Raw genomic sequence first — 25,469 nt, 5'->3', positions numbered from 1 at the left:
AGCTGATCTTCGGTGAGAGAACTATGTCAGATGCATTAAACCATTATTACCTGCAAAATATGGGGATAGACCGCTGGGTGGCGCGTCAAATCCGTTCTTCCTGCCCGCAGCAATTAGCTGAGTTGGCAAAGGAGGTTGCCTCCTGTATACGTTGCCCTTTGCATAAAACCCGTAGTAAAACCGTATTCTCGCGTGGTAATCCCAATGCTAAATTAATGATCATTGGAGAGGCACCTGGGTTTTATGAGGATAAGCAAGGACTACCTTTTGTAGGTAAAGCTGGCAGCTTGCTTAATCAGATGTTGCAAAGTATTGGCATGAAGGAGGAGGATGTTTATATAGCCAATGTTTTAAAATGCAGGCCTCCTGATAATCGAGATCCCGCGGCGGAGGAAATTATTCAATGTAGTTCCTACCTTGCCCAGCAGATTGATTTTATCAAGCCTGGATTGATTCTGGCACTGGGGCGCTTCGCTGGTCAATTTTTAGCAAATGAAGCATTACCACTGAATCGGTTACGTCACCAGGTATACCATTATAAAGATACTCCTTTTTTGGTAAGTTATCATCCGGCCTATTTATTACGAAATCCAATAGATAAGAAAAAGGCTTATGCTGACTTGAGAGCCGTGAAACATTTTTTAATGGAAAATTGTGCCTAAACGTCATGGCTTAACTTTAATTGAATTATTAATAAGCATGGCTCTCCTTGTGTTCTTGTGTTTCCTCTGTGTACCTTGGGGTGCCATGCTTTACCAAAGAAACCAATTACAGGTTAGAGAAAAAGAGATTATTACCGCATTGTATTATGCGAGGAATACTGCCCTTTTGCGGGGAGTCAGACTGGCTTTGACTCCTTTACCTGACTCGAACGATTGGTCGCAGGGAATGATTCTTTTTGTTGATAATAAAAATCACCAATTCCATACAGGCTGTGAACTATTACACCAATGGCATTGGCCGCAATCCAGTATCACACTTGGTTGGCATGGGTTTCACTCAAAAGATTACCTCTTATTCAGTTCTGAATTAAAGCGTATGGTTACCAGTGGGCACTTCCTTCTCCAAAACCCACAATCTGGACCGATAAAACTGGTCGTGAATCGATTTGGGCGTGTATTGCGGCAACAAATCTATAATTGAGTACAGCTTATTTTATCGTAAGAGAAGTGAATTTATAGACCATCTTTCCGTAACACACTGTTTCCAAAAAAAAATAATTTTTTAGCTAGTATCACTTAGTCTACTTCAGAAAGATTAATAATTAATCACTATGGTTTTTATTTTCTTAATACTTACTTAATCTTAATCAGCTATAGTAACAATAGTTTAAAATTGTTTAATTAAAAGGCATTGAACTCGGATTTTGGTAAAAGGCTTGGAGCATAAAAAAGTTTGCCAGACTGTGCGGGAGTTTTTTATGAATAAAGCAGAATTAAGAACTAGGCTGAGTGCACTGATTGACGCTATTGATAATTTACAGCGCAATTATAAAGCTTGTAAGCAAGCAGGCGTTCCAGCAAATCTTAGTGAAATAATTAAGATTGATGAACTAACTGTTTTAAAACAAAAATTTCAGCACCTTTTAAGCCAGAATCCTATAGATTCATTAGAGCAAGTCTCTGGTGAGGTAGAGAGAGCATTGCTGGCAGATCAAGAAAAAATAGTTGGCTCAGAAGAAAGTGCTTATAGAAAGTTTGTTGCTGCGCTTAAGGCACAAACACAGGCCCCCACCTATCCGGCAACCTGGAAAAATGATAATCAATTAAGACAAGCCCAAGAGGAATTTGAGCAGTTTGCAGTAGATGGCTGGATGGACAATGGCTATAACACGATTTTACAAAACATAGAATTTAATGCTGCGGATAAAACAGCAAGTGAAGAGTTTGCACAAATATTCCCGAACTATATCAAGGCTCGAAGCAAGATAGCCGCAAGAATAGAACAAATTAAAGAGGCTTATCAACCGATTCTTAACTATAGAAAGGCAGTTGACGCTCAGAAGAAGCAATATCTTGACCCAATTAACACGTTGCTTAATGCCTTAAAGCATGAACATGGTGTTGATATTGACAATACACCACCTTATGTAGGTCTGACAAGAGAAGCAAGTACTGCAGATGCAGCATTAGGGCGTTTATTAACTGTTCCAACCGGTAGGGATTTGGTTAAGACATACAAGGAATTCGCTCTTCCCAAAAAAGCATGTACCGAAGAATTAGCTAAATTATCACAAGTAAAAGAACATCTTGAGATCTTAGTTCAAGCCAAGGTTAATGAAAAGAAAAGAAGTGAAGAGCTTGATTCACTGAAAGCCAAGAGACCAGCTCGCAAGTTTCAAACGGTTGATGATGGCCTTCGAATTATCAAGGAAAATCATAAAAAATATTTAGAAGAAAATATGCTGACCCAACTTGACAGTTTGTCAAAGGGTAAAATCAAGGGCGAAAAAGTTAAGCAGATTAGGACTTATGCTGAAGCTCTAGTTCAGTACGGACAAAAGAAAACAACCACAGATTATCTGACGGGTGCAATTGCTCAATTATCTACTCTTGCCAAACTGGGTGGTGGTGCTTTAGCTGCTCTACTCGGTGTGGGTGTTGGCGGGGCAACATTTTTGACTTCAAAAAGCGGTTTTCTTACCGGTATGATCAATCCTTTTGCGGGAGTGCAAAATGTGCTGACTGGTGCAGCCAGTGCTGGATTGGGTGCTGGGGTTGGCCTTATTACTTATAACCTTTGGAAAAAATCTTATCAGGGTGAGGCAGCACCTGATTTTGAGACCTTCCAGGCAGAAATGCGTAAGGCTGGTCTTGGTGAAAAATACGACGCTTTGGCAGGTAACATAGTCAAACTATTTCATTTACGAGAAGGCTTACTGCTTGGTTTGGAGAATAGTCTTACTCATACCAGCATGCGAGCAGAGTTTGCAAAAACACTACCTGAAGGTTCCAAAATTGATGATGAAGCTTTAAATATAGCTATCGAAGTCTATTTTCTACAACAACTGAATGAAGCGTTTAATGAAGCTTTTAAAGACATTTATAAGATTAAAGAACAAGAAATACAGCAAGAACTGAACCAATACAGAATAGTTAGCTGGTTCAAGAGTTGCTTTGAGGATCCTGCAAAGAGACAAGAGTTTACCCAGCAGTTACAAATTGAATTCATGACTCAGAGTATGCTCTTTTTGCAACATCAAATGAATGAGCCTGGCTTCTTAGCTGCTTATCCAGCGTTTACAGCAACAGTGGGTGGTTTAATTGCTGCTACTGTGGTTTTAGGTGTCGCTGCGGCGGTTGTTGGGGGGCCTATTACTTTAGGTATTTTAAGTATTGCGTTAGTTGCTGCTGCTGTGACTGCCGTTGCAAGCTATTTCGCAGTAACTAGAATTGACAGTTTGTACTATAAGCGTGATGCAAAAAATCGTCAGTCCATTGAAGAAACCATTGATATCGTTGACCACGAAATAGAACGATTGCAACAAGTTATCCAAAAAGTAAAAGAAACGACTCAAGAAGATCTTGCACAATTAGGGAGCTATCAAGAGGAGTCTTTCCTGGAGTCTGTGAGAACTATTGTAGGAAACTTGCCTGGTTTAGCAGCAAAACCTAATTATGCTGCGGTTGGCTCAAGTGACTCTTGGTTCAGAGAACAAGCGTCTCGCTATCGTCACTCCAAACAAAGCGAAATTGATTTGGCAGAGAATCATCGTCGAATCATTGGTAAAGCAGTGGAGCAGACTGAGTTAATGCAAGATAGCTTGCTTGGTAGCGGAGAGGAGCTAAGAGGTTTTATTAGTGATACAACTGCCTATTTAAATGATGAGAAAAATCAGGGTTTTATCAAAAAATTTGAATTGCAAGCAAAAATCAGACAGCAAGTTCTGGAAATTGTTGCCATTGTTCCTGTAACAATGGGAGCATTACCCCCCTATTTGGTTGATTTTTATACCGGGCAATTGGGTGGTTCTGTACAAGACTTGGAACTCGCCAGAAAGTTAGCCCCTGTCGTTAAGAAGGATGTCAGACAAAATGATGAAAGCCATCCTCTTAAAGTGGTATTAAAAGCAGCTTATGAATTTAATGAGGAATTGATTGCTAAAGGTAATCCACGCATCTTAACTGGTGATGCAACCTATCGAGCTATTCTTGGTTTAAAGGTGGATAGTGAGGAAGATCGGATTGAAAACAAAATCAATGGCGCGAATGTTCAAGATTATCTAGATAGTTCTTATGAATTCCTCTTATCGCTTTTAAAGCATAATGAAAAAGCAACCCTCGAGACGCCTTATCAGTTGAGCGAAGCATTTATCGTCTACAGGACTTTATTAATCAAGCAATTGGCAAGTTTAGCTGATCCCAATAACCAGCATGTTAAAAAGGGAGTACGCTCAGCTGTTGAAAAATTTGTGAAAGAAAAACTACATCTTGATCCACAAGTGGTCTTTAATAATGCGTTAAACCAAGCTCTATTTGTTGACGCCAGCGGTGATAAACAAATGACAAATCCACTTGGTATACCTTGCTCTGTAGCTGCTGTTACCGATGTGACGAAAGCTATTATGACCGACTTGGCTTATGATTCTGTTCAGGCTTATAATCCTCGTGCTGCTCTTACTCCAAGTCTGCTTATCAGAGACGAAGCGGAAGAGTTTTTAACGAGGACTGCTAATCGTGGAACGATGTTTGCCTATGCAAATGCTGAGGAGGTATTGCGGGCGCAAGGAACGAAGGAGTTCGCAAAAGAAATAGAGACGACTATTGCCAGAACCCGCGAGTTTATTGATGAAATAGCGCAAAGCCCCACTTTAGTGGAGTCTGGTGCTCGAGATATTTATATTCGTGGCGTGCTTGATCACATTGCTAAGATACAAGGGCAAATAGCTATAGCGATTAGTAGTGGAAAGGGCTCCAAAGACGCGCTCGAAACCGTAAAAGCCGACTTAGACGCTTTCGCAAACGAATTGAGGAATCCTCAAGCTAAAAAAGTAGAGAAAACACCAGTTGTTTCTGTTTCAGCGACTAAAGTTAAAGATAAAGAAACTCTTTTGGATGACTTTATAAAAGATGTTGAAAAACTCATTAGCGATTTAAGGGGACAGGTTCGAAACTTGTCAAGAGAAAGAGTAAATGGTCTTTTTGATCCGTCGGCACTAAATGCTGTAAAAAATAAGATTCATGCGGCTGTTCTTCTTGAAAATGCCTTAAAGGCAGCACAACATAGTCGTATTGATATGGATTTTTTAGTTAATGAAGCGTATACAGGTCATGTAGTAGGAGACCTCCAAGAGGTCATAGATAAAAATTTGGAGAGTATGGGGTACAAAAATCTGCAAGCTATGTTTGCTGATTTACCTACAGCCCTTGTGAAAGAACCATAATTTTAGCCGTAGTAATAATTTAAATTCTGAGCGGCGGTTTAATACCGCCGTTTTTTCTTGCTCAATAAGCTATTACATTCTTCCTTGTCACTAATGTTATAATCCATCAAATAGTTAGGCTGAACCCATTTATTGATTAAGAATGTTAATTAAAGCTGATAATTTATTAAATACCCTAAGTACCCCCCCTGCAGAGATAGAGTGCTGGCTTAAACACCAATTGTCGTTGACTGCTAAACTGAGAAGCGACGCCGGTGAGGCGCGACTCGAAGTACTTAAGCAACATTGGGTGAGGCCAAACTGGTGGGACAAATTTACGTTGGGCTTACAAACCAGCCTGGTCATGCATCGTGACATAATCATGCTGGCAGAGCAAAATCCTTGCTGGTTTGCCCGTACTATAATCCCCGAATTGTCGTATCAAACGACTCCTGCATTTTTTGCAAGATTACAATATGAATCCTTAGGTGACCTTGTTTTCAGTGAAGCTGAGGTACGTCGAGAGCAAATGATTCACTACGCAATTAACCAACAATCCCTGGAGTATTATTGGTTACAACCTTATCTTGGTAGTCAAAAGACAGAGCTTTGGTCGCGTTTATCCGTTTTTACTATTGCTGAAAAATCCCCTTTTTATCTTTTGGAAGTATTATTACCTGGCTTATTAAGGAGCATCAATTGAAAGGGAGTTACCTAAGATTAATGCGCTTCCATAAGCCGGTGGGCATTTTGTTGTTATGGTTGCCTACAGCCTGGGCTTTATGGATAGCCAATCAGGGCCATCCTTCGTTAGAACTGATTGTTTTGTTTTTATGCGGTACTGTGCTAATGCGTGCAGCTGGTTGTGTTATTAATGACATTGCCGATCGCCACATCGATTTGCATGTTGAACGTACACAAAGGAGGCCTCTGACCTCTGGCGAAGTCAGTTTGATAGAGGCCTTTGTACTGTTATTTATTTTATTGTTTGCCGCACTAATGATACTGTTGCAACTGCCAAAGCAGTGCTTTTATTATGCTTTATTTGCTGTTTTTATTACGTTTTTATACCCATTTTGTAAACGTTTTATTCAAGGACCGCAATTAGTATTGGGAGTCGCTTTTTCTATGGGGATTCCGATGGCTTATGCTGCATCAGGAAAAGTGCCTGATAGCATGATGTTTTATTTATTAATTATTAATTTTATGTGGATTGTTGCCTATGACAGCCAGTATGCGATGGTGGATCGTGAAGATGATTTGCGTATAGGAGTAAAATCAACTGCTATTTTGTTTGCTGATTACGATCGCATTATTATTGGCATTTTGCAGATAGTGTTTCATGGTTTGTGGTTATTTTTAGCTATCCGTTTAAATAATTTCTGGCCCTTTTTTTATTGTTGGTTGCTTGCTGCTTTTTTGTTGGGTTACCAACAAAAGTTAATTGCCAAACGCCAGTCTGCTCAATGCTTGCAGGCTTTTTCCTCCAATAATTGGTATGGTGTTCTGATGTGGTTGGCTATTATTTTGAATTATTACTGTTAGAGGTTGTGTGGCAGTAAAGAAAAGAGCTATTCATGCGGAGTATGTGACCTTGAATTTTGGTTGAGCAGTACATCCAGAAGGCCGCTGGCACCGATACGAAACCAGGATTTGTTTAAATTATGGGCGAGCACATGGCGAGCCAGTGCCATATACGTGAAGGCTTGCTCAGGCTGTTTTATACCTCCTGAGACTTTTAAACCGCAGGACGCTTTACTCTCTTTAATTGCTTTTAACATGGCAAAAGCAGCAGAAGGGGTTGCCCCCTGAGCAATTTTACCGGTTGAGGTTTTCAGGAAATCACAACCATTGTTAATGATCTCAGTACTGAGATCATAGATAAATTCCATTGACGGTAACGCTCCTGTTTCCAAAATGACTTTAAAGAGGATATTTTCCTGTTGGCATAGTTGGTAGACTTGCTGGCACTGGGTTAAGGCAGAAGAGGTTTTTTTTGCCAAATAATCCTGGTAGGGAAATACATAATCAACTTCATCGACTTTAGTGTTAATGATCGTTTTTTCGATTGCTGCTAAAACTTCTTTGTGAGGTTGACTTCCTGTGGGAAAGTTGGCTACGGTGGCTAATTTAACTGTCGTTATATGACGGATTATTTCCAGTTGTTCTGGCAATACACAGACCGCGGCAACTTGATGTAAATTCGCTTTTTTACCTAAAGAGTAAAGCTCTTCATAGCCAGCCGTTTCATCCAGAAGGGTTAAATCAAGGAGAGGAATTACCTCTGAATTGGCAATAGGTTGCTGACGCAAGATTTCATTTAACTCACCTAGCGTCAGTAAAAATTCTGTTTCGAGACTCACGCCAGCTCCGCAATAAACTGTTTCACAAGTCTATTTAATTTTTCTGCTGCTTTAGAAGCCATTAATACAACGGCTTCATGACTATGACTTGTGCGTGAAAGGCCGGTGGCATAATTGGTAATGGTAGCAATGACGGCTACTTTCATACCACAATGATTGGCAACCAATACTTCAGGCACAGTCGACATGCCCACGGCATCCGCTCCCATAATACGAAAAGCCCTAATTTCAGCCGCAGTTTCATAATTTGGACCTAAGACAGAAAGATAAACGCCTTGGTTTAAAGCAATATTTTCTTTATGGGCAATTTGTAACAATTTATCACGCATACCTTGATCATAGGCATTGTCCAGAGGGAAAAAGCGAGAGCCGAATTCATCGTCATTAGGTCCAACCAAAGGATTTCCAGGTTGCATGTTAATGTGATCAGTAATCAGCATCAGTTCACCAGGCCCGACGTCTTCACGTAGAGAGCCTGATGCATTGGTTGCCATAAAATGGCTGCAACCAAGTAAGCGTAAGGTTCGTACATAAGTTTTAACAGTATCGTGATGATCGCCTTCATAGCTATGAGCACGTCCCTGCAAACAAACCACACCAATACCAGATAAGTAACCCACTACTAAATTGCCGCCATGCCCATGCACAGTTATTTTGGGGAATCCAGGTAATTCGTCGTAACTGATTGTTACAGCATCATCTAATTGCTCAGCGAAACTACCTAAACCTGAGCCCAGCACGATGCCTATCGTTGGTTTAAAGCTAGGTACTTGTTGTTTAATTTTTTCTGCCGCTAAATGGGCTGAAGTAAGGTTCGATTTCGTCATATTTGTTCCAGATTAAGGCTTAAATTTGAAAGCTTCAGGCAGTAATTCCCCGATGGACATTGATTTTATTACTGTTTCACTATTGCAAAGATGAATCAAGGCATCGGGAGTTGAAAACTCAGCTATCCGCTGGCGGCATGCTCCGCATGGTGGACATAGGGTATTTTGATTATTTAGTACAACGATTGATTTGATTTTTTGTATACCTGCAGCCACCATTTGGCAAATGGCTGATGATTCAGCGCAAATGGATAGCCCATAAGAAGCATTTTCAACATTAACACCAGAGAAAAACCGATCATCCTCACTGCATAAGCAAGAAGCTACTTTAAAGTTGGAGTAGGGCGCATAAGCCCGACCCAAGACTTGCTTTGCGTGCTCAATCATCGATTTTGTTAGCTCGCTCATGTATTAATTACTCCTGAAACAGCCTGCAAACTATACTCATTATCCTTTGACCTGACAAGTCGTGAGCTTATTATTGCGATTATAAGTGATCTATTCGTAATTTTCTTGTTATATTTTGGTCAGTATAGTTAAAATAAAGATATCTAGATTCATATTTATTCAATATCTATTCATATTATATTGGCGCTGCTTTCAATCATTGCTTAAAACAAACAACAAGAGTTTGGGGTTGAAGAGACATCCATAGACTGGCTGTGACTAGCAGAGATCTTCACAGGAAGCTTGGTTGCTAAAACAGGAGGGAAGTGTGCGACCTCGTGAGATGGGCGTGGCTGCGCTTGAGGTGACTGGTCACTTAGGAGATTAAACGGGTTTATCATTTTGATATAACTCATATCTATCCCATCAGAGGCCTGTTTATGGTAGATATAATCTGCCAGAAAATAAATTGCCAATGCTCCCAGGCCAACACCAGCAACAGAGGAAAAAGTCAGTATTAACACTGCCTCTGCTGGGAAAACAATAACAAGGGTAGTGTCTAATGCGGTAAGAAAAGATAAGGCCGTCGTAGTGATTGCATAGCGCAAGTAGGCCGTTTGTAGGCTGACTGAATAATCTTTTTCAGAAATAGGTAGACTCTGTTTTTTATGATACTCACTAATACACCAGATACTGTTACTAGAAGCAAAAAGCCAGGTGGCCGGGATAATGGCTAAAGGCATGCTGAGCGCAGCCACGCAACTGATTATTGCTGCTATACCCAGGATGACAGCAATGATGTGTTGGTTTTTAAATTCAGTAAATCCATACCAAGATTGCGCTTTACGTGGATAATCAGGATACAATCGGCTTGCAAGAAACCAGAGACAATAGGCAATAGCGTATAAAAAAAGTGAAGCAAGATTTGACAGAGTTGCCAGCACAATAAAAGGGGTATGATGTAGTTTTGATACCGCAAATCCGGCAAAGAAAAAGGCAGTGCTGGCTTTATTAAGTTTTTCGGCATGGCTCACTGCTAGGCCCCTCTATCCTTTGAGAATTTGATACAAAAATTCTTTAAGCGGTTTATTTCAGAACTGGGTCTTTGATTGGTAATTTTAAGCAGAAAAAACTAACCCCTTCTATCCGATGCAAATTATATCCAATCATATAGCGCCAGTGAAGAGGATTAACCAATCGTGGTACTTAAAATCGTGCTGGATAGCGTCATTGGTTATAATGGATTGTTATTGGAAAAAATCTAAGCAGGTAATTGGTTTTCTAAAAGTGGTAAGCTAATTCTTACCAGTAGTCCGCCTTCCTTGCGATTCATTGCCTGTATATTACCATGATGCAATTTAATGGCTTGTTGCGCAATTGCTAAACCAAGGCCATAGCCGCCTGTTTTCTTTTCTCTCGATGTGTCAACTCGGTAGAATGGATTAAAAATACGCTCTAATTGTTCTTCTGGAACACCGGGACCATTATCTTCAATGTTGATATGGATTTCCGAGTTGGTTTCATTGCGTTGTAATGAAACCATGACCTTCGGCTCAGGTGCTGCATAACGAAGTGCATTCCGTATGATATTTTCAATAGCCCGATGAATTAATCGCTCATCCAGAAAGAGCTTATACTCTTGTGATTTGCGTAGTATCACGCCTGATTGGGTATTTCTAAGCTCGAAATTAGCATCTTCAATAATCTGGTTGAGTAAATCAGATAAATTGACAACCGTTCTATTTAACTGGCTTGAGGATTTATCCAGTCTTGCAAACTCCAGAATTTCTCCTATGAGTGTATTTAACCGCAAACACTCAACTTCCATACGGTTGAATTCAACTTCAGCCAACTGAGATGCTTTTTTCCTTCCCAATTCGATGGCGATTTGTAAACGGGCTAACGGCGAGCGTAATTCATGAGAAATATCTTGTAATAAACGCTCTTTGGAATTAACAATGGTTTCCAATTGTTCGGCCATACTATCGAATTCACCACTTAATTCAGCAATTTCATCACGGTAATGGCCTTTGAAGCGGCCAACACGTGTGTTTAATTTGCCTGTCGCTATTGATTGCGCTGCCATTCTTAAGGACTGTAAAGGTTGAGTTAGGTAAATGGATAAAAGATAGCAAATAAGGCCGCTAATAAAAATTGCGATGGTTAAGCGTATCGTCAGGCCAGCCCATGGAATTTCCACAAAATGAGCCAGTGGTTTGGTACTAACTGCTACCAGCCGGTAAGCCCTTCCTGATGTAGAAAGAATCTCGTGGCTGACTATAATATCACCGAATTTGAGTAGTCCATCATCCAATTGTTCGTCTACCAAATTGGCCGAAATATGTTTAACTATTTCTGGTGGGGTTGCACTACCAATAATCTCGCCTGTACTGCTAATTAAGTACAAGGTCATATGTCTGGATACACCAGTTCTATTGAGCCATTTTTTCAAAGCTAAATGTTGGCCTGACTCAAAGGTGGCTACTGCTGCATTGGCGTAACTATCCATAAAGACTCGTTCGCGGGCTGGTATTGATGATTTCTGAGCAATTTCACTCGTTACCCAGGCAGTGGTAATAATGATTAAAATGGTTGCTAACCAAAATGAAAGGAAGATTTTCCAATACAGTCTAAGCATTAAACATATACCCAAAGCCACGAACGGTTTTAACAAACGGTTCTCCAGCTTGATTATCACCTAGTTTATTGCGTAAGTTACTAATGTGAACGTCAATACTGCGATCATAGGCAGTATATTTTCTACCTAATGCATATTCTGTTAGTTCTTCTTTTGAGAAAGCCTGCCCTGGTGATTTAATTAACATTTCCAAAATATTAAATTCGGCGTTAGTTAAGTCCATGGGCTCGCCATTGTGAGTCGCTAGCCGTTTTGAGCAATCAACAAGAATCCCTTGATGTTCAATAATGGGTCTTTGCGTGGGGATTTTTTGGGTTCGTCGCAGAATGGCGCGTAATCTTGCGACCAGTTCACGAGGGTTGCAGGGCTTGGGTAAATAATCATCAGCACCAATTTCAAGTCCAACAATACGATCAATATCATCGCCACGCGCAGTTAACATCAAAACTGGCGTTTGCAAATGCTCCCGTATCGCTTTTAACACTTCAAAACCGTTTAATTTGGGGAGCATGACATCTAAAATGATTGCATCAAATGCCTGGTTCAGTGCTTTTTTTACGGCACTTTCGCCATCATGAACACAGACAACATGGAAACCTTCCGGCTCTAAATACTGGACTAACAAATCGGTAAGTTCCGTATCGTCATCTACAATCAAGATGTTGTTATTCATTACTTAGTTGTCCTTGACATTATGTCTTTGTTGCTGCTTACGTTTATCAAAACAGGCAAGTAGCTTAATACGTCTGGAGTCTGCATTAATAACTTTAAATTCAAACTCATTAATTGTAATCGCTTCACCTCGTTTAGGTAAATAGCCAAAAGTACTCATGACAATACCACCAATGGTATCGTAGTTTTCATCGCTAAAATTAGCTTCTAGCTGCTCATTAAACTCTTCAATGGGGGTATGTGCTTTAACAATATAATAAGCATCCCCATGTGCTTTGATATAAGCCTCTTCATCGATATCAAATTCGTCTTCAATATCGCCAATTATTTGTTCAATAATATCTTCAATCGTGACAAAGCCGTTTACAGCACCATATTCATCAACAACAATTGCCATATGATTCCGATTATTACGAAATTCGCTAAGTAATAAATCCAGTCGCTTGCTTTCTGGTACAAAAGTGGTGAAGCGGATAATATCGTGTAAATCGAAGTCGGTTGTTCGCTCAGCCTGATAACGAAGTAAATCTTTTGCATGCAGGATACCAATAATTTCGTCTTTATTGTCTCCGGTAACTGGAAAGCGAGAGTGGCCAGAGCTGGTAACGGTATCAATGATATCTTTCAATTCATCGTCTTGGGAAATGCAAGTCATTTGGTTTTTAGGCAGCATAATATCGCGTACTCGCATTTGCGCAAATTGAATAACGCCCTCTATCATGCTTAAGGTTTCTGAATCGATTAGTGAGCGAGCGTGAGCATCACGCAGCAAACTAATTAACTCCTCTTTATTTTGTGGCTCAACTTGTAAAAATTGCCTTAAGCGCATAAACCATGAACCAGTATCATCCTCTTTACTCAATGTGGCTACCCTCTATGTGATAAGGATTAGAAAAACCAAGTTTGGCAAGCAATTTAATTTCGGTGGCTTGCATGACTTCAGCATCACTCTCTTGAATATGGTCATAACCTAATAAATGCAAGACCCCGTGAATGATAATATGTGCCCAATGCTCTGCCAGGGGTTTATCTTGCTCAATACTTTCTGCCCGTAAAACCGATGGGCAGATAATGACATCGCCAAGCAAGGGATATTCAAGCTCAACGCCAGCTGGAATAGCACTAGGGAAAGCAAGTACATTGGTCGCTTTGTTCTGTTGTCTGTAAGCATGATTTAGTTGGGTCATTTCTTTATCATCAACTAGACGCACAGTTAATTCAGCTGTTTGCAGGTGGTCAATAAGTGGTAATTCGGCCCAGGAAATAAGCTTTTCGTCACTAACTGGAATCGGGTCATCGCAAGCATTTTGTAAGTCAATGTGGTATGCCATTATTTTTTATCCTTGGTAATTTTATCATAGCAATCAACAATGCGAGAAACTAAAGGATGTCGCACCACTTCACGGCTAGTGAAAGTGTGTATACTAATTTCAGGGACATCTGCCAAGAGTTTAATTGCATGAGGCAGTCCTGAATCGGTTCCTTTAGGTAAATCTATCTGAGTCATGTCGCCTGTAATGACTGCTTTAGAACCAAAGCCCATACGTGTTAGAAACATTTTCATTTGTAGAATGGTGGTGTTTTGGGCTTCATCAAGAATAATAAAGGCTTCATTGAGCGTTCTACCACGCATAAAGGCCAGAGGAAGGATTTCAATAATATCGGTTTGGATAAGTTTCTGTGTTTCTTTAAAACCGATCATTTCATAAAGTGCATCATAAATAGGACGAAGATAGGGTAGGACTTTCTCAACAAGATCACCAGGCAAAAAACCCAGTTTTTCACCGGCCTCCACAGCAGGCCTAACAAAAACAAGACGCTGCACTTCACCTTTCTCAAAGCATTCTATTGCTTTGGAGACGGCTAGATAAGTTTTACCAGTACCGGCAGGACCCACGGCAAAAATAATGTCATGGGTATTGATGCTTTGAAGATAATCAGCTTGTTTATTATTTCGTGGTTGTATGGTCTTACGATTTAGTTTTATCGAATGGGTCATCATGGTTTGCGGTGCCTTATGGTTTAATAGGGAGTTTATTAATTCAACAGGTATTGGTTGATTAGTTAGTTGATGCAGCTGTTTAATAAGCTGTTTCACCTGATGCAGGCTGGGAGTTGAATGTCCATATAAAACGCATCCATCATGACCGATTTTTATGGTCACATTAAAATGTTTTTCCAATAGGTTGATATTTTCATGCAATACGCCACACAAATTTGCCAGTTGCTGTGAACTTAAATGAGGAAATATAACTTTTTCGCTTTGTAGTGTACTACTCAATGCTGTATTAAAGGTTTGTTCTGCATATGTTAAGAATAGTGCATAAACTGGTTAGTTCGCAAGCTGCTTTGAATTTCAAGACATTTTTTAACCAGCTGATTCGATGATTACCAAGTCATACGTCTCTGTGCTGTAGGTTCAGTCGTTGGCTCCAAAATACTTTTGACCACATTAATGATATTATTTTTGTTAATTGGGCTTTTATCTAAATGCGGAAGTGCTCTGCCAAAAACTTCTTCCATGGTTTCTATCATAGCTTTGTCATCAGTCCATAACGCTATGGGGGCATCTATCTCTGTCTTAACGATTGCCTCCGCGACTTGAGGGCCATTGATGGCCTTACTTCCTAAATTGCCATCGAGAATAATTAAATTAAAATGGAGATTGGCCTTGTTATTAAAAAACTTAACCGCTTCTTCACCACTTCCAATCACTTTCACAAGGGCATTCTTGACATTGCTTTCTAATATCTTCTTCATAATCGATTGATTAACTGGATTATCTTCAACTAAAATAATAACCATAAAACCCTTGTAGTCTTGGATTAAGTTGATCCCACTATAATTGGAGCCAACATAAATAACAATTTTTTCTTTTCATCAGGTATACTATATAAATAATTTGTTTTTTAATTAACCTAAATCCCCATTATCCAACCAGCTATGATTGATTTACATTGTCACAGTAATTTTTCTGACGGAATGCTTACTCCCGCTGCACTAGTAAAAAAAGCCGTTGAAGCTAACATCACAATGCTGGCTTTGACTGATCACGATACGATGTCTGGTTTGGGTGAGTTGCATAGGGCAGCACGCAATTTGTCTCTTACCATTATTAATGGTATTGAGCTTAGCGTTCGTTGGAAAAAATATGATATTCACGTTGTGGGCTTAAATATTTCCCCTGATGACGACAACATTTTAAAGCTGATAAGACAGCAAAACGAAAGTCGTATTGGACGAGCTTTGCAAATAGCTGAGCAAATGAAAGTTTGTGGGATTGATGATGCCTATATAAAAGCCTGTAAACTTGCCGGTCATGAACGAATTGGTAGACCGCATTTCGCACAATTATTTGTTGACGAAGGGTTAGTCCCTGATAGGCAAACTGCGTTCAAACGCTATCTTGGCAGAGGGAAACCGGCGTATGTAGCAACCCCCTGGCTTAGTCTGACTCAGGCTGTGGAAGGAATTATACAAGCCAAGGGGCAGGCGGTACTGGCTCATCCCCTAAAATATTCCTTAACACGTACACGGCTGCAAGAATTGATTATAGCTTTTAAAATGGCCGGTGGCACTGGACTTGAGATTGTGTCAGGGGAAATGACAGTAACACAAATACAAGAAATGCTTGGGCTGTGTTTACGTTTTCAGCTGTGTGCCTCAACAGGTTCAGATTATCATGGTGATACTTTATCGCGTATTTCTCTTGGAAGACAGCAACAACTACCGGTAAACTGTACACCTATATGGCAACAATGGAATCTTTAACAGGGGCGTTTATGAGTCAGTTTTTTGCAATTCATCCTGATAATCCACAGTCGCGCTTATTGAGACAAGCGGCGTCCATCATTGAAGAGGGGGGGATCCTGGTTTATCCCACTGATTCAGGATATGCTCTGGGCTGTAAATTAGGCAATAAGGCAGCTCTGGAGCGAATTAGACGTTTGCGCCAGTTAGATAAAAATCATAACATGACATTGGTCTGCCGAGATTTGTCGCAATTAGGTACTTATGCAAAAGTTTCAAATTCAATTTTTCGTTTGCTTAAAGCATTTACACCAGGTTCTTATACGTTCATTTTGAATGCAACTCATGAAGTTCCAAGGTTGATGTTACACCCCAAACGCAAGACCTTAGGCTTACGGGTCCCTGAAAATAACATTACCTTATCGTTACTTGAGTGCCTTGAAACACCTCTAATGAGTACGACCTTGATATTGCCTGGAGCCACAGCTCCTCTAGGTGAGCCAGAGGCGATTAAAGATTTGCTTGGTAATCAGACTGATTTAATCATCGATGGCGGTAATTGTGGATACCAACCAACTACCGTAGTTGATTTAACAGGTGATTACCCGGTTGTATTGCGTGAAGGAAGAGGTGATCCAGAGCCTTTTAGATAATTAGCCTTAAATTTATTCCATTTGGGTATTTTAATTTGAGGATACATTTAATAGTTTTGTTAAATAGTTAAGGATTTAGATGTCAGCTTTATTCAGTCCTAATAAACGAGTCGTATCGGGAATGCGTGCCAGTGGCCGCTTGCATTTGGGGCATTATCATGGTGTCCTGAAGAATTGGCTTAAGTTACAACATCAATATGACTGTTATTTCTTTGTGGCCGATTGGCATGGTTTAACGACACGTTACGACGAACCTGGTTTTATAGAAACTATTTTATGGGACATGGTGGTCGATTGGTTAGCTTGTGGCCTTAATCCAAGTTTATCGAAAATTTTTATCCAGTCTTGGGTACCTGAGCACGCTGAGTTACATCTTTTATTATCAATGATCACTCCTTTGGGATGGCTTGAGCGTGTGCCAACCTACAAAGATCAGCAAGCTAAACTACATGATAAAGATTTAGCAACTTATGGCTTTCTGGGATATCCCCTTTTGCAAAGTGCAGATGTTTTACTCTATAAAGCGGATTATGTTCCCGTCGGTGAAGACCAGGTTGCTCATATTGAATTAACACGCGAAATCGCCCGCCGGTTTAATTTTATCTATGGTCGTGAACCTAATTTTGAAGCGTTAGCGCATGAAGCTATAAAAAAAATGGGTAAAAAAAATGGCAAGCTCTACAGTCAATTGCGGAAAGAATTCCAACAAGACGGTTGTCATGAGTCTTTAAACACGGCAAAAGCTTTGTTAGCGAATCAGCATAATCTCTCGATCGGGGATAAGGAACGGTTGCTTGGGTATTTGGATGGTTCTGGAAAGATAATCTTACCTGAGCCGCAACCTTTATTAACGGAAACCTCAAAAATGCCTGGTATAGATGGGCAGAAAATGTCGAAATCTTACAATAACACTATTAGTTTACGCGAAGAGCCAGAGCAGGTTGAGAAGAAAATTTTAACCATGCCAACCGATCCTGCCCGTGTTAAACGTACTGATCCCGGCGAGCCGGAAAAGTGCCCGGTTTGGCAATTTCATAAAATATATTCCTCCGAGACGGTAAAAGATTGGGTGCAAACTGGCTGTCGTTCGGCTGGTATAGGTTGTATTGATTGTAAACGGCCGGTAATTGATTCTGTCAGGCAAGAATTACAACCCATTCAAGCAGCCATCAGAGAGTATGAGTCGGATTTGGGGTCAGTAAAGAGGATTGTTGCTGAAGGTAGTGAAGCAGCTCGAGAAGAAGCAACTAAAGCGTTAGAAGATGTTCGTGAAGTCATGGGGTTGGACTATTGATGGAGGCGGATTTGTCGGCAGAATCTTCTTCTGTACTTGCCATTGTAGCGGGTAAACCTGTTATTGAGGCACCGGCAGATTTGTTTATTCCCCCAGATGCGTTGGAAGTATTGTTGGAGTCATTTTCTGGACCGCTGGATTTGCTATTATATCTGATACGGCGGGAGAATATTGATATTTTAGATATTCCGATTGCTCATATTACCCAACAGTACATGCAGTATATCCAGCTTATGGAAGCACACCGCTTGGAATTGGCGGCAGATTATTTAGTAATGGCAGCAATGCTTGCAGAAATAAAATCACGTTTATTGTTGCCACCAACGCTCAACGAAAACGAGGAAAGTGAAGAAGATCCGCGACTTGTGTTGGTTAGAAAACTCCAGGCCTATGAGCAGTTTAAAAATGCAGCGTTGCAATTAGATACCTTGGCTCGTTGTGAGCGTGACGTTTTTCGTTTTTCGATTAGTTCGGAACTGATTGAGCGAACAATAATCCATCCTGATGTAGAGCTTGCAGCTTTAACAGCGGCCATGCGAGATTTAATGAAACGACAAAACCACCTGAGCCATCACCAAATAGTGCGTGAGCCTTTGTCTGTCAGGGAGCGAATGGGGATTGTATTGGAGAGACTACAGCAGGAAGGAGTGGTATCCTTTACGCACTTGTTTAACCAGAAAGAAGGACGAATGGGGCTGGCGGTAACACTTCTGGCTATTTTGGAGTTGGCACGCCAATCGTTATTGCTGATTAGTCAGGCCAGTGCTTATGCACCCATTTATATACAGGCTGCTCATCATGAGTGAAAATGAACTTAAACTGGTGGTAGAAGCGCTCTTGATGAATGCGGGTAATCCTTTGACTATAGAACAGTTACAAGCGGTTTTTGAAGACTGGGAAAAACCCAGTCGAGAGCAGTTAAATACCGTTTTAACGGAGTTGGCTGATGACTACCAAAAAACCGCGATAGAGTTAAAATGTTTGGCGAGTGGGTATTGTCTACAAACCAAGGTAAAGTACAGTACTTGGGTCAGCCGTTTATATGCTGAAAAACCAGCTAAATATTCACGGGCTTTACTGGAAACTCTGGCGATTATTGCTTATAGACAGCCAGTAACCCGTGCTGATATTGAAGATATTCGTGGTGTTGCTGTTAGTAGTCCGATTCTAAAAACATTGCTGGAACGGGAGTGGATTAGAGTAGCCGGACATCGTGATGTGCCAGGCAAACCAGCAGTCTATGTTACGACGAAGAATTTTCTCGATTACTTTAATTTAGCCAGCCTGAATGAATTACCGGCTTTACAGGAAATCAATGTCCCTTTAGTGATAGCGCCTGTTGAAGCCTTAGACGAAGAGTGTATTTAATAATGAGTGAACGTTTACAAAAAATATTAAGTCAAGCAGGTATTGGCTCGCGAAGAGAGATGGAGCGTTGGATTGAGCAAGGATTGATCCATGTCAATGGCGTGGTGGCTAAATTAGGTGATGTGGCCAACGCAGACGATAAAATCAGTGTGAAGGGAAAGGTCATTGCTAATCCTCTCAAATCACAATCCAAAACAAGAATACTTATTTATCACAAACCTGTTGGAGAAATTTCCAGCAAGCATGATCCTAAACATGAGAAAACGGTTTTTGATCGTTTACCCTATTTAAAGCAAGGGCGTTGGGTTCAGGTTGGTCGTTTAGATATTAATACTTCCGGTCTGCTGATTTTTACTAATGACGGTGAGCTGGCCAATCGTTTAATGCATCCAAAATTTGGATTGGAAAGAGAATATGCGGTGCGTGTGCATGGTCAAGTCAGCGCTGAAGCTATTAATGCCATGTTAAAAGGCGTTGATTTAGAAGATGGTGTTGCTCAATTTAAACGAATTGAGTTTAGGGGAGGAGAAGGGACTAATAGTTGGTACCATGTTGTTTTAACAGAGGGACGCAATAGAGAAGTACGGCGTTTATGGCAATCGCAAGGTGTTGAAGTTAGCCGTTTGATACGTATCCGTTATGGGCATTTAACAATGCCACGTTCACTCGCACGGGGTAATTTTATGGAATTATCAAAACAGGATGTTGAAAGGTTTTTGGCCGCTTTGTAAGTTATCCATTGATTTTCAAGACAGCCTGTTTTTTCATTCCAATTTTGTGGAAATAATGAAGTAGTTAAGAGATTAGAGTCATGAGTAAAAGACGCCAACGATTACCTGCAGAGGTACAAACCGCTGATATAGAAAAATTCAGTCATGATGGCCGAGGTATCGCGAGAATTAACGGTAAAACAACGTTCATCCAAGGCGCTCTTCCCGGAGAACGAGTTACTTTTCAATATACGCGAGTTAAACGTGATTTTGATGAAGGAAAAATTGTTGAACTCGTTGCAGCCTCAACTCTACGTGCTGAACCGCGTTGCGCACACTATTCCTTATGTGGTGGTTGTTCCCTGCAGCATCTGGATGAGCGGGCTCAAATTCATGAAAAGGAAGTCTTATTGCTTGATTTACTACGCCGTATTGGTCATTGTGAGCCAGAGATGATTCTGCCTCCTCTTGTTAGTCAAAGTTGGCACTATCGCAACAAGGCTCGCTTAAGCGTACGCTATGTAGAAAAAAAAGGTTCTACTTTAGTAGGGTTTAGGGAGAAAAATAATCCCCGTTATATTACCGAAATTAACCAATGTCCGGTGATGAATGCAAAAATTGACGCACAAATAGTGAATTTACGTGCGCTTATTGATTCTCTCGATGATCCAAATAGTATTGCGCAGATCGAAGTGGCTGCTGGTGATGAGGAGGTAGCACTCATTTTTCGTAACCTGTCGCCTTTGAGCACTGCTGACGAGGAAAAAATTCGTCAATTTGGGGAAAACACGGATTTCCGTATTTTTTTACAACCCGGTGGACCTGACAGTGTAATGCTTTTCTATCCGCAGGGAGGTAATGAGTTTTTAACCTATACTTTACCTAAAGAAGACATCCACTTTCAATTTCATGCGACTGATTTTACCCAAGTCAATGCGGGTCTAAATCAACGGATGGTTGCGCAAGCGCTGAAACTCATGGCGTTGGCGCCAGAGGATGTAGTGTTGGATTTGTTTTGTGGTTTAGGTAATTTTTCGTTACCGCTTGCTAGGCATTGTGCAAAAGTTGTAGGTGTAGAAGGAAGCGATACCATGGTCTCCCGAGCTCAGATGAACGCTAAAGCGAATGGTTTGGCTAACACTGAGTTTTTTTGTGCTAATTTGGAAGACACTGAAGCCTTGACGTCTTTGTTACCCTATGGGTTTACTAAAATTTTGCTAGATCCACCACGCTCTGGTGCTTTAGAAATTGTAAAGCAAATTGATAAATTTAAGCCGCAACGAATTGTTTATGTGTCTTGCAATCCTGCCACTTTGGCGAGAGATGCTGATATTTTAGTGAATCAAAAAGGATATCGATTACATTCAGCTGGCGTTATGGATATGTTTCCACATACAGCACATGTGGAGTCCATCGCTTTATTTGAGAAAGGATAAGCAACAATGGTTAAAGTTAAAGAAGATACTCCCTGGACAACAGATAGTGGTATTGATGTCGAACAATGGCTACATCAGTTAGCAAGTAAAGGGTATTTTCAGGACTTGGAACTCATTCGTAATGCTTGTACTTTAAGCCAACTGGCCGGGCAGGATCATGCTACTGAAATTGGAGTATCCTGTTTGCAGCAAGGTTTGGCAATGGCTGATGTATTGGCTGATCTGGAGGTTGATCAGGAGACACTGACAGCAGCTATTATCTTTGAGAGTGTTCATTATGCAGAATTATCGCTGGATGATGTGGAAGAGCAGCTCGGTTCATCAATTGCCAAATTAGTTAAAGGTATTGAGAAAATGAGTGCCATGCATAATTTGCAGGCTCTTAATAAATATCCACAAAATAAGCATCAAATTGATAATGTTCGCAAAATGTTATTAGCGATGGTTGATGATGTACGTGTTGTATTGATTAAGTTGGCGGAGCGTCTTTGTGTGCTAAGAGCTTCTGGCCAACTTCCTGAGGCAATGCGCCATCAAATTGCCACCGAGGCAATGGAAATTTATGCGCCTTTAGCAAATCGTTTGGGGATAGGGGCGATTAAATGGGAAATGGAAGATCTTGCCTTTCGCTACCTGCATCCAGATGATTACAAATCAATTGCAAAAGGGTTAAAAGCCAAACGCCTTGAAAGGGACAAATATGTTGATTTTATTGTTGAGGAATTGAATAAGCAGATTAAGGCTACTGGTGCGCATCATTTTGCTGTGTATGGTCGTTCAAAACACATTCATAGTATTTACCGCAAAATGAAGCGAAAAAATGTTTCTTTAGATGAAATTTATGATGCAACAGCAGTAAGAGTTTTGGTAGAAAGCAAGGAGCAATGCTACGAAGTACTGGGCATGGTGCATACATTATGGAAACAAGTTCCAGTGGAATTTGATGACTATATAATCAATCCAAAACCTAATGGTTATCAATCGCTGCATACTGCTGTAGAAGGGCCAGAAGGCCGTGTTTTTGAGGTACAAATTCGTACTTTTCAAATGCATGATCTGGCTGAAATGGGTGTGGCTGCACATTGGAAATACAAAGAGGGGGCTGTTCAACAAAAAGAAAGCCACGAACGCAAAATTGAATGGCTACGCGATGTGTTGGCCTGGCATAAAGAAATGGCAACTTCGAGTGGTGTGTCGGAAGCAATTGAGACTGAATTTCTTGAAGATAGAGTTTATGTCTTTACTCCCGATGGGGATGTATTGGATTTACCCCAGGGTGTTACACCGTTGGATTTTGCCTACCATGTGCATAGTCAGATTGGACACCGTTGCCGCGGTGCTAAAGTGAATGGCTCTATAGTTCCTCTGACCTATGAGTTAAAAACAGGTGACAAAGTAGAGGTATTAACAGGTAAAGATGAGCGCCCATCAAGAGACTGGATTAATCCCCATCTGAATTATTTGAAGACATCCCGTGCTAAAGCAAAAGTTCTGCATTGGTTTAGAATGCAGGATTACGATAGAAATAAAGCTGAAGGGCATGAAATTCTTGATAAAGAATTAAAAACGCTGGGGATAAAAACAGATCGGTTGCATGACATCGTCTCTTCATTTAATTTCAAACGGCTGGATGATTTGTTAGCAGCGCTTGGCCGTGGTGATATTAAGTTAGGTCAAATTCTAAGTAAATTGTCCCCTACAGAAGTTGAAGAACCAAGCATTCAAACTATTGTTAAACCATTAGCCAAACCGGAGGTTAGGGGTAGTGATTTACGTATAGAAGGTGTTGGAAATCTTCTCACCCATATGGCACGTTGTTGTCAACCTGTACCAGGGGATGAGGTGGTAGGATACATTACGCTTGGGCGTGGTGTGTCTGTACATCGGCAGGATTGTCCGAATATCATTCATGCAGGGGTGAAACAGCGGCAACGCTTTTTACAGGTAAGCTGGGGCAGTTCAACTCGCGATCATTATGTGGTTGATATTTTGATTAAAGCGTTTGATCGTTCTGGCCTGTTAAAAGATGTCACGTCACTCTTGTCAAACGAAAAAGCCCATGTCTATGCGCTGCAGACTCAAAGCAATAAACAGGATAATACGGCTTTTATCACTTTAACTGTGGAAATCGATGGTTTGAATAGCCTGTCAAGGTTATTGAATAAACTGGAACAAATCCCTAATGTACTTGAAGCAAGACGTCAGGTATAAGCAGCGTTCTTCTTAAAAGACAGTCTTTTTACTGGATTCACCTTAGTTGGCGTATTTATTGCACAGTAATGACCTAAGTTGTACTTCACTCACTTTAATAGGTCATGGTTATGAGAAAGGGTTCAGTCTTACTCGCAGCCAGTGTTTTATTACTTAGTAGCGCCAATCTTGCTGTGGCAACAGTAGATAAGAATGACCGAGAAATTAAGGAGCTCATCCATTTTCTCATTTCGCCGCCAATGTTGGCACTTAGTAAAGATTCTCTTTCTGTTCCTTTAAGTTTTTATGTAGGAGATCTTGAAGATATCACAAGGTATTTTGGTGATTATATCTGTGCGCCTCTTAATACCTGTACAGTAGTGGATACACTCTATGAAGGGCCATTTGCGATTTTAGGCCGTGGCCTCCCCCCTGAACAAGGTACGGAACTGGAATGGTTTCAGGCACAAACTCAGATTGAACGCACAAACATCAAATATGGTACAGCCATTTATGATGCGGCAACCTGGCAGATTGCTTTAGCGCTTGCTGCAAAATACCATTATTTGGCTTGGGATACTGCAAAAACGTTTATTGCTAATCAATTACAGTCTATCTTAAATCCGGGCAATCGTGCTATTAATCCTCTATTTCAATATGGTTATCAACAATCCATTACTGATCCAACCTTGGCGTTTACTTTTCGTTTGATTACAACGGATTTTTATAATAGAGATCCCTTTTTCCAAAGTAGATATCAGAATTTTATTAGTTGGGATTATGAACCCGATAAATTGGCTAAACTTGATCCTGCCCACTCTTCACCTGATTTTTTTAAATATGTGACTACTTGGTCTGACTGGCAGCCACTAACAGGGGATAATGCCTGGGCACAGATAATCGGCCCACTGCAAGCAGACTATTTACTTTATAACGGTAGTATTCCTATCACTTCAAAAGCATTGAGTAATGCAATGAATAGTCTCTATGCTTTTTCTGCAATGCAGACGGCTATAGGCGCTTTTTATTATGCCCCAGGCGGAACGGTAGGCGCTCAAGGTCTCATTCCCGAAGGTGAAATTTCAGTAGAAGACAATTTTTCTGTGTTGGCCGGATTACAGATTTTAAAGCGCATTTTGCAAAATACGGAACAAACCTCAGAAGTGATCTTAGCCAGGCAACGTATTGATGTAATGCTATATGGGGGGAAAACGGTTAATGGCTATGACACGCTGGGTTTACTGGTTTTTTTGTATAACGGTGCTTTTGATGTAAAGAAAGGTTTATTTTTTACCCATGGTACAGCAATTACACCCTCTGCAATTGATGATTGGCAACCTGATACTACTGATGAAGGAAGTTTCATGTCTGTGAATGTTAATCTTTGGGGGATTTCGGCGCTGGGAGTGGAAACCGTCGATCGGTGGTTTGGCCCTAATACAGCCCGAAAAATATGGCGCATTGTACGTAATCAGGGGGGGTATTTTAATAATGGTCAATTATGGGGTGTGGGTTTTACCATGGATAATAATATCGGTCCAATCCCCGAAAACATAATGTCAACGGAGGGTACTGCCAGCGCGATTAATGCCCTGAATTCTTTGATTGATTACTATTCTGGTAAAGGTGTTGATATTTCAGAGTTAGAAGAGGATTTGGAGAGTATGGAGGCAAATATTCTGCATTTACGCAATGATTTGTATTTGGATTCGCAATTTTTCGATGCCACCCCAAAAGAATCCTTTGTAGTGGTCCCCCCTGATATAGGTCAAGCTTATCTGTATGCCAGTAGGCGTTTTCCCTTACCCTGGGATTGGAA

General features: G+C 40.7%; 24 protein-coding genes. 14 read left to right on the top strand and 10 right to left on the bottom strand.

Going from position 1 to position 25,469, the window contains the following annotated elements; translation table 11 throughout:
- Positions 1-23 precede the first annotated feature (23 nt).
- The 5 genes from ACN4Z1_RS07230 (at position 24) to ubiA (ending at position 6,907) form a co-directional block, all read left to right on the top strand.
- Positions 24-662, top strand: a complete 639-nt coding sequence (locus tag ACN4Z1_RS07230; protein ID WP_228363903.1) for a uracil-DNA glycosylase — start codon at positions 24-26, stop codon at positions 660-662.
- Positions 655-1,143 (top strand): GspH/FimT family pseudopilin, encoded by a 489-nt coding sequence (locus tag ACN4Z1_RS07225; RefSeq protein ID WP_228363904.1) that lies wholly within the window; start codon positions 655-657, stop codon positions 1,141-1,143. The genes ACN4Z1_RS07230 and ACN4Z1_RS07225 overlap by 8 nt, the downstream gene beginning before the upstream one ends.
- Positions 1,144-1,420: 277 nt before the next feature.
- The gene (locus ACN4Z1_RS07220; RefSeq protein ID WP_228363905.1) at positions 1,421-5,383 is read left to right on the top strand and encodes a hypothetical protein; all 3,963 of its coding nucleotides are present in this window, start codon (positions 1,421-1,423) and stop codon (positions 5,381-5,383) included.
- A gap of 142 nt (positions 5,384-5,525) precedes the next feature.
- The gene (locus ACN4Z1_RS07215) at positions 5,526-6,065 is read left to right on the top strand and encodes a chorismate--pyruvate lyase family protein (protein ID WP_228363906.1); all 540 of its coding nucleotides are present in this window, start codon (positions 5,526-5,528) and stop codon (positions 6,063-6,065) included.
- 20 nt (positions 6,066-6,085) lie between these two features.
- A complete protein-coding gene (ubiA, locus tag ACN4Z1_RS07210) occupies positions 6,086-6,907 on the top strand; it encodes a 4-hydroxybenzoate octaprenyltransferase (RefSeq protein WP_228364095.1) in 822 nt (273 codons plus the stop codon).
- A gap of 26 nt (positions 6,908-6,933) precedes the next feature.
- Here the strand turns inward: ubiA and deoC are convergent, their stop codons facing one another.
- The 10 genes from deoC to ACN4Z1_RS07160 all read right to left on the bottom strand — a co-directional run bounded on the left by deoC (position 6,934) and on the right by ACN4Z1_RS07160 (position 15,054).
- Positions 6,934-7,725, bottom strand: a complete 792-nt coding sequence (gene deoC, locus ACN4Z1_RS07205) for a deoxyribose-phosphate aldolase (protein ID WP_228363907.1) — start codon at positions 7,723-7,725, stop codon at positions 6,934-6,936.
- Positions 7,722-8,552, bottom strand: coding sequence for a purine-nucleoside phosphorylase (locus ACN4Z1_RS07200; protein WP_115221399.1), 831 nt, complete (start codon positions 8,550-8,552; stop codon positions 7,722-7,724). The genes deoC and ACN4Z1_RS07200 overlap by 4 nt, the downstream gene beginning before the upstream one ends.
- Before the next feature lie 12 nt (positions 8,553-8,564).
- Positions 8,565-8,960, bottom strand: a complete 396-nt coding sequence (gene cdd / locus ACN4Z1_RS07195; protein WP_228363908.1) for a cytidine deaminase — start codon at positions 8,958-8,960, stop codon at positions 8,565-8,567.
- A 203-nt stretch (positions 8,961-9,163) separates the two neighbouring features.
- The gene (locus ACN4Z1_RS07190) at positions 9,164-9,973 is read right to left on the bottom strand and encodes a hypothetical protein (RefSeq protein WP_228363909.1); all 810 of its coding nucleotides are present in this window, start codon (positions 9,971-9,973) and stop codon (positions 9,164-9,166) included.
- A 227-nt stretch (positions 9,974-10,200) separates the two neighbouring features.
- The gene (gene cpxA / locus ACN4Z1_RS07185) at positions 10,201-11,577 is read right to left on the bottom strand and encodes a two-component system sensor histidine kinase CpxA (RefSeq protein WP_228363910.1); all 1,377 of its coding nucleotides are present in this window, start codon (positions 11,575-11,577) and stop codon (positions 10,201-10,203) included.
- Positions 11,570-12,250, bottom strand: a complete 681-nt coding sequence (gene cpxR / locus ACN4Z1_RS07180; protein ID WP_115221395.1) for a two-component system response regulator CpxR — start codon at positions 12,248-12,250, stop codon at positions 11,570-11,572. Before cpxR ends, cpxA begins: the two co-directional genes overlap by 8 nt.
- Before the next feature lie 3 nt (positions 12,251-12,253).
- A complete protein-coding gene (locus ACN4Z1_RS07175) occupies positions 12,254-13,078 on the bottom strand; it encodes an HlyC/CorC family transporter (RefSeq protein ID WP_370634588.1) in 825 nt (274 codons plus the stop codon).
- Between the two features lie 25 nt (positions 13,079-13,103).
- Positions 13,104-13,580 (bottom strand): rRNA maturation RNase YbeY, encoded by a 477-nt coding sequence (gene ybeY, locus ACN4Z1_RS07170; RefSeq protein ID WP_115221393.1) that lies wholly within the window; start codon positions 13,578-13,580, stop codon positions 13,104-13,106.
- Positions 13,580-14,530, bottom strand: coding sequence for a PhoH family protein (locus ACN4Z1_RS07165; protein WP_228363911.1), 951 nt, complete (start codon positions 14,528-14,530; stop codon positions 13,580-13,582). Before ACN4Z1_RS07165 ends, ybeY begins: the two co-directional genes overlap by 1 nt.
- Before the next feature lie 107 nt (positions 14,531-14,637).
- Complete coding sequence (locus ACN4Z1_RS07160; protein ID WP_228363912.1) at positions 14,638-15,054, bottom strand: response regulator; 417 nt, start codon at positions 15,052-15,054, stop codon at positions 14,638-14,640.
- A gap of 138 nt (positions 15,055-15,192) precedes the next feature.
- Here ACN4Z1_RS07160 and ACN4Z1_RS07155 point away from each other — a divergent pair, with 138 nt between their 5' ends.
- The 9 genes from ACN4Z1_RS07155 to ACN4Z1_RS07115 all read left to right on the top strand — a co-directional run.
- The gene (locus ACN4Z1_RS07155; protein WP_228363913.1) at positions 15,193-16,020 is read left to right on the top strand and encodes a PHP domain-containing protein; all 828 of its coding nucleotides are present in this window, start codon (positions 15,193-15,195) and stop codon (positions 16,018-16,020) included.
- An 11-nt stretch (positions 16,021-16,031) separates the two neighbouring features.
- Positions 16,032-16,652, top strand: a complete 621-nt coding sequence (locus ACN4Z1_RS07150) for an L-threonylcarbamoyladenylate synthase (RefSeq protein WP_058448048.1) — start codon at positions 16,032-16,034, stop codon at positions 16,650-16,652.
- A gap of 79 nt (positions 16,653-16,731) precedes the next feature.
- Positions 16,732-17,946 (top strand): tryptophan--tRNA ligase, encoded by a 1,215-nt coding sequence (locus ACN4Z1_RS07145; RefSeq protein ID WP_115221390.1) that lies wholly within the window; start codon positions 16,732-16,734, stop codon positions 17,944-17,946.
- Positions 17,946-18,752, top strand: coding sequence for a segregation and condensation protein A (locus tag ACN4Z1_RS07140; protein ID WP_115221389.1), 807 nt, complete (start codon positions 17,946-17,948; stop codon positions 18,750-18,752). The genes ACN4Z1_RS07145 and ACN4Z1_RS07140 overlap by 1 nt, the downstream gene beginning before the upstream one ends.
- Positions 18,745-19,314, top strand: coding sequence for an SMC-Scp complex subunit ScpB (scpB, locus tag ACN4Z1_RS07135; RefSeq protein ID WP_228363914.1), 570 nt, complete (start codon positions 18,745-18,747; stop codon positions 19,312-19,314). Before ACN4Z1_RS07140 ends, scpB begins: the two co-directional genes overlap by 8 nt.
- A complete protein-coding gene (gene rluB, locus ACN4Z1_RS07130; RefSeq protein ID WP_115222704.1) occupies positions 19,314-20,045 on the top strand; it encodes a 23S rRNA pseudouridine(2605) synthase RluB in 732 nt (243 codons plus the stop codon). The genes scpB and rluB overlap by 1 nt, the downstream gene beginning before the upstream one ends.
- A gap of 80 nt (positions 20,046-20,125) precedes the next feature.
- A complete protein-coding gene (gene rlmD / locus ACN4Z1_RS07125) occupies positions 20,126-21,460 on the top strand; it encodes a 23S rRNA (uracil(1939)-C(5))-methyltransferase RlmD (protein ID WP_228363915.1) in 1,335 nt (444 codons plus the stop codon).
- A 6-nt stretch (positions 21,461-21,466) separates the two neighbouring features.
- On the top strand, positions 21,467-23,671 hold the full coding sequence (gene relA / locus ACN4Z1_RS07120; RefSeq protein WP_228363916.1) for a GTP diphosphokinase: 2,205 nt from the start codon (positions 21,467-21,469) through the stop codon (positions 23,669-23,671).
- Between the two features lie 110 nt (positions 23,672-23,781).
- Positions 23,782-25,469, top strand: a 1,688-nt coding sequence (locus ACN4Z1_RS07115; RefSeq protein ID WP_419413442.1) for a hypothetical protein, incomplete at its 3' end; no start/stop codon positions are given.

The sequence above is a fragment of the Legionella sp. ST3F1 genome, from assembly GCF_048553315.1.
Taxonomy (GTDB): Bacteria; Pseudomonadota; Gammaproteobacteria; order Legionellales; family Legionellaceae; genus Tatlockia; species Tatlockia donaldsonii.
The sequence above is the reverse complement of the archived record's forward strand: the minus strand, read 5'-3'. Positions and strand labels throughout refer to the sequence as shown.

Coding starts and splice junctions, on each gene's coding strand:
- ACN4Z1_RS07140 (WP_115221389.1), top strand. CDS start 17,946: ATGGAGGCGGATTTGTCGGCAGAATCTTCTTCTGTACTTGCCATTGTA.
- cpxA (WP_228363910.1), bottom strand. CDS start 11,577: ATGCTTAGACTGTATTGGAAAATCTTCCTTTCATTTTGGTTAGCAACC.
- cpxR (WP_115221395.1), bottom strand. CDS start 12,250: ATGAATAACAACATCTTGATTGTAGATGACGATACGGAACTTACCGAT.
- ACN4Z1_RS07200 (WP_115221399.1), bottom strand. CDS start 8,552: ATGACGAAATCGAACCTTACTTCAGCCCATTTAGCGGCAGAAAAAATT.
- ACN4Z1_RS07215 (WP_228363906.1), top strand. CDS start 5,526: ATGTTAATTAAAGCTGATAATTTATTAAATACCCTAAGTACCCCCCCT.
- ACN4Z1_RS07175 (WP_370634588.1), bottom strand. CDS start 13,078: ATGCGCTTAAGGCAATTTTTACAAGTTGAGCCACAAAATAAAGAGGAG.
- relA (WP_228363916.1), top strand. CDS start 21,467: ATGGTTAAAGTTAAAGAAGATACTCCCTGGACAACAGATAGTGGTATT.
- cdd (WP_228363908.1), bottom strand. CDS start 8,960: ATGAGCGAGCTAACAAAATCGATGATTGAGCACGCAAAGCAAGTCTTG.
- rlmD (WP_228363915.1), top strand. CDS start 20,126: ATGAGTAAAAGACGCCAACGATTACCTGCAGAGGTACAAACCGCTGAT.
- ACN4Z1_RS07155 (WP_228363913.1), top strand. CDS start 15,193: ATGATTGATTTACATTGTCACAGTAATTTTTCTGACGGAATGCTTACT.
- ACN4Z1_RS07145 (WP_115221390.1), top strand. CDS start 16,732: ATGTCAGCTTTATTCAGTCCTAATAAACGAGTCGTATCGGGAATGCGT.
- ACN4Z1_RS07150 (WP_058448048.1), top strand. CDS start 16,032: ATGAGTCAGTTTTTTGCAATTCATCCTGATAATCCACAGTCGCGCTTA.
- ACN4Z1_RS07160 (WP_228363912.1), bottom strand. CDS start 15,054: ATGGTTATTATTTTAGTTGAAGATAATCCAGTTAATCAATCGATTATG.
- scpB (WP_228363914.1), top strand. CDS start 18,745: ATGAGTGAAAATGAACTTAAACTGGTGGTAGAAGCGCTCTTGATGAAT.
- ybeY (WP_115221393.1), bottom strand. CDS start 13,580: ATGGCATACCACATTGACTTACAAAATGCTTGCGATGACCCGATTCCA.
- ACN4Z1_RS07230 (WP_228363903.1), top strand. CDS start 24: ATGTCAGATGCATTAAACCATTATTACCTGCAAAATATGGGGATAGAC.
- ubiA (WP_228364095.1), top strand. CDS start 6,086: ATGCGCTTCCATAAGCCGGTGGGCATTTTGTTGTTATGGTTGCCTACA.
- ACN4Z1_RS07220 (WP_228363905.1), top strand. CDS start 1,421: ATGAATAAAGCAGAATTAAGAACTAGGCTGAGTGCACTGATTGACGCT.